We start from the raw sequence: 3,265 nt of genomic DNA on the forward strand, positions 1-3,265 counted from the left end.
TTGGTAAGAATATCTGCATTCATGATTAGAAAGTCTTCCCCATGATCGAGAAATTTTCTTGCAAAAACCAAGCCGCCGCCAGTTTCCAGCAGTTCTTCTCTTTCGTCCGATATTTCAATTTTACATCCGAAGTTATCATTCAGCTTTAAAAAATCAACTATTTGATTTCCAAAATGATGAATGTTGATGACAAAATCGTTGATTCCGAAATTTTTTAAATATTTAATATTTCTTTCCAGAAGCGGAATCTCATTCACTTTTGCCAAAGCTTTCGGATGATGGTCGGTAAATGGTTTTAATCGGGTTCCTTTTCCGGCTGCAAAAATAAGTGCTTTCATTTTTTTATGGGTAATGAGTAATTGGTGATGAGTAATAAAATGATCGTGTTTAAATTAAAAACAATAAGTAATAAAATATCAACGAATTTAAAATATTACTTATTGCACATTACTCATTACTTATGATTAAGTTGATGCTGTTCGTCGTGATGAAGGCTGATTTCAACTTTTTCACCATACTTTTCTTCAATAAAATGAGCAATTTTTATCGCAGAATAAACCGATCTGTGTTGCCCTCCTGTACAGCCGAAATTGATCTGAAGATTTTCAAAACCTCTTTCCAGATAATTATCAATATTAATGGAAACAAGATTTTTAATTAATTCCAGAAATTTAGGCATTTCGGTTTTTGTTTCCAGATATTCCTGAACGCCGATGTCATTTCCGGTCTGGCTTTTATATTCTTCCACTCTTCCGGGATTCAGGATTCCGCGGCAGTCGAACGTAAAACCGCCTCCGTTTCCTGTTTCATCCTTTGGAATTCCTCCTTTTTTATACGAAAAACTGTGTATGTCGATGTGTAGCATTTTTTTTAATTTTATATTTATTTATTTTTAAACCGTTAAGATTTAATTTTATTTGTCATTCCGATGGAATCTAAATATCTGCTTTTAAAAGATCCTTCGACTGCTTCGCGCTCAGGATGACATCCGTAATACTAGAGATGAGTAACATATTCTACTATTGTCAGTCTGAGCTTGTCGAAGACTTTAGCTGTTTATTATTTCTTCAATTTTCAATTTTGTTTTATCTGAACTCAATTGTTTAATCACTTTTTCCAGTTCGGGATAATCTTTCATACTTTCCCAGTTTTGTGCAAAAACTGTAATATTTTCGATTCCCTTTTCGATGCTTGAGATGAAGTGCTGTTTTCTCTGGATCAGTCCTCGGAAACCGTAAGCTCCCAAAACCTGCAGGAATCTCATCAGTTGAATTGGTTTTACCGAAATTTTTAGTTGATTTTTAATTTCCTGATCTTCAAATTGATGAATGTAATAATCAAGCATATCACTTTTAAAGCTTTCATTGAAATTTGCTTTTGCCTGAAATAGAAAAGAAATCACGTCATACATCAACGGACCTTTCATAGCTGATTGATAATCGATAAATGATACTTCTTTCTGATCATTTACCATCATATTTCTCGCCTGAAAATCGCGGATCATTAAACCTTTCGGCTCCAGATTTTCGATGAGAGAAACGATGTTCTTAAATTCTTTCAGTAGAGTAGATTTGTGGTATTCCAATTCCAGAACATCTGCCACGAAATTTTTAAAATAATACAGATCGTGCGTTACGGGAAGTTCGTCATAGCTTTCATATTCGAAAGTTTTACTGTAATCTACCTTATTCTGTGTTGAAATCTGTAATTGATATAACTTTTCCAAAGTCTGCTTTACCAGAGATTTTACATTTTCTGATAATCCTTCTTTGGAGATAATTTCTGAAAGTGTATTTTTTCCTAAAAATTCCTGAATATACATTTTCCGGTCTTCCGAAACTGCAAAAATTGCGGGAGTATTGAGCTTTAAATCTGAAAATAAATAAGAGTAATACAAAAAACTCTCATTTTCCGCGATGTTTTCGTTGTAGGTAATGATATACTTTTTATCTGCTTTTGCGATAAAATTTACTCTTGCGGAGCCGCTTTGAGCTAAAGTAATAAACTCAGAAGGCTTTTTTCCTGTATAATTTTCAAAAAATCTTTGGGCGTATTCGGAAATCATAGATGTCACAAATATAATAATTTACAGGCGAATTTCTATATTTGCATTATGCTAAAGGATTTTAAACCTGTTTTGAGCATTCTGCTGCGTTTCATCATCATTTATATGGTGCTGCTTCTAGCCTATCAGTTTTTTCTGAACAGTTTTCAGAAAGAAGGTCTCGATCCGTTTTCCAGAATGATTGCGGAGCAGGTGAGACATATCCAGAACTTTATGGGTTTCCCGACGCAGTTGTATAATGATATCAAAGGTGAGCAGGTTTATTTTTATGTCCGGAACGAATATCCTACAAGAATGGTGGAAGGCTGCAATGCCGTTTCTGTGATGATTCTTTTTGTAGCATTTGTTTTTGCCTTTTACAAAGGAAAAAAGACTTTCGTTTTCGTTGTTCTGGGGCTGATTTTGCTTTATATTATTAATGTTTTAAGAATTGTGGGGCTTAATATTGTTGTTTTAGATTACAAAGCATACAGTAAAACTACTCATGATTATATTTTTCCTGCGGTTATTTACGGAACGGTAGTCGTACTCTGGCTGGTCTGGATTAAATTTTTTGCTTTGAAAAATGAAAAATCTTAAATGGATTTTAGTCATATTAGGGATTTTAGGTCTTATAAGTGTAAGAATACTTGAAGACAGAATTTTCTATGATCCTATTCTCACTTATTTTCATGAAGCAAATAAGAATCTTCCTTTTCCGGATTTTGAGTGGGGAAAATTAATTCCCGGCTATATTTTCCGGTTTATTCTGAATCTGTTATTTTCATGCGTTGTAATTCACTTTTGGTTCAGAAACAAGCAGTGGACAATTCAGGGAGCTGTTTTGATTACGATTATTTTTGCGATTACATTTCCGATTTATTTGTACTGTATTTATGACAGATTTGAAATCGGATATCTTTTTTCTTTTTACATGAGAAGATTTGTAATCCAGCCTTTGACTTTACTTCTTATTATCCCCATGTTTTATTACAGAAAACAAATGGTACAAAAAGATATATAGAGAGTCATATTCTAATGATCTTCTATGGTATGCTTATCCACAGAAGTCACATTTTCGGGTGTCCAGATTACTCTTTTTACAAACTCTTTTTCGCGTACCGGACAATCGGATATCTGACAGACAGGGCAGGAAATTGGTTTGCAATCGTCCATATGAAAATTAAATTCTACACTTCTTTTTGTATTTTTTGCTAAAAG

At 33.5% G+C, this 3,265-nt stretch carries 5 protein-coding genes and 1 pseudogene; 2 read left to right on the forward strand and 4 right to left on the reverse strand.

The window, feature by feature from the left end:
• The 3 genes from WFK35_RS21650 to WFK35_RS21660 form a co-directional block, all read right to left on the reverse strand.
• Positions 1–338, reverse strand: a 338-nt coding sequence (locus WFK35_RS21650) for a sugar phosphate nucleotidyltransferase (protein ID WP_336734622.1), incomplete at its 3' end; no start/stop codon positions are given.
• A 116-nt stretch (positions 339–454) separates the two neighbouring features.
• The gene (locus WFK35_RS21655; RefSeq protein WP_235132557.1) at positions 455–865 is read right to left on the reverse strand and encodes a RapZ C-terminal domain-containing protein; all 411 of its coding nucleotides are present in this window, start codon (positions 863–865) and stop codon (positions 455–457) included.
• 183 nt (positions 866–1,048) lie between these two features.
• Positions 1,049–2,065 carry an aminoglycoside phosphotransferase family protein gene (locus WFK35_RS21660; RefSeq protein ID WP_336734624.1) on the reverse strand — a complete coding sequence of 339 codons (1,017 nt, stop codon included), beginning with the start codon at positions 2,063–2,065 and terminating at the stop codon, positions 1,049–1,051.
• A 48-nt stretch (positions 2,066–2,113) separates the two neighbouring features.
• Between WFK35_RS21660 and xrtF the strand changes: the two genes are divergently transcribed.
• Together xrtF and WFK35_RS21670 are read left to right on the forward strand one after the other, a co-directional pair.
• Entirely contained in the window at positions 2,114–2,644 is a 531-nt protein-coding gene (gene xrtF, locus WFK35_RS21665) for an exosortase family protein XrtF (RefSeq protein ID WP_336689207.1), read from the forward strand.
• Complete coding sequence (locus WFK35_RS21670) at positions 2,631–3,068, forward strand: exosortase F system-associated membrane protein (protein ID WP_336734626.1); 438 nt, start codon at positions 2,631–2,633, stop codon at positions 3,066–3,068. The genes xrtF and WFK35_RS21670 overlap by 14 nt, the downstream gene beginning before the upstream one ends.
• A gap of 11 nt (positions 3,069–3,079) precedes the next feature.
• Here WFK35_RS21670 and WFK35_RS21675 read toward each other — a convergent pair.
• Positions 3,080–3,265, reverse strand: a pseudogene (locus tag WFK35_RS21675) (cation diffusion facilitator family transporter); the annotation flags it as partial.

This window comes from Chryseobacterium sp. VD8 (assembly GCF_037149975.1).
GTDB lineage: Bacteria > Bacteroidota > Bacteroidia > Flavobacteriales > Weeksellaceae > Chryseobacterium > Chryseobacterium indicum.

Bases quoted from the DNA above. Each gene is read 5' to 3' on its own strand.
- WFK35_RS21670 (WP_336734626.1), top strand. From the start codon at position 2,631: ATGAAAAATCTTAAATGGATTTTAGTCATATTAGGGATTTTAGGTCTT.
- xrtF (WP_336689207.1), top strand. From the start codon at position 2,114: ATGCTAAAGGATTTTAAACCTGTTTTGAGCATTCTGCTGCGTTTCATC.
- WFK35_RS21655 (WP_235132557.1), bottom strand. From the start codon at position 865: ATGCTACACATCGACATACACAGTTTTTCGTATAAAAAAGGAGGAATT.
- WFK35_RS21660 (WP_336734624.1), bottom strand. From the start codon at position 2,065: ATGATTTCCGAATACGCCCAAAGATTTTTTGAAAATTATACAGGAAAA.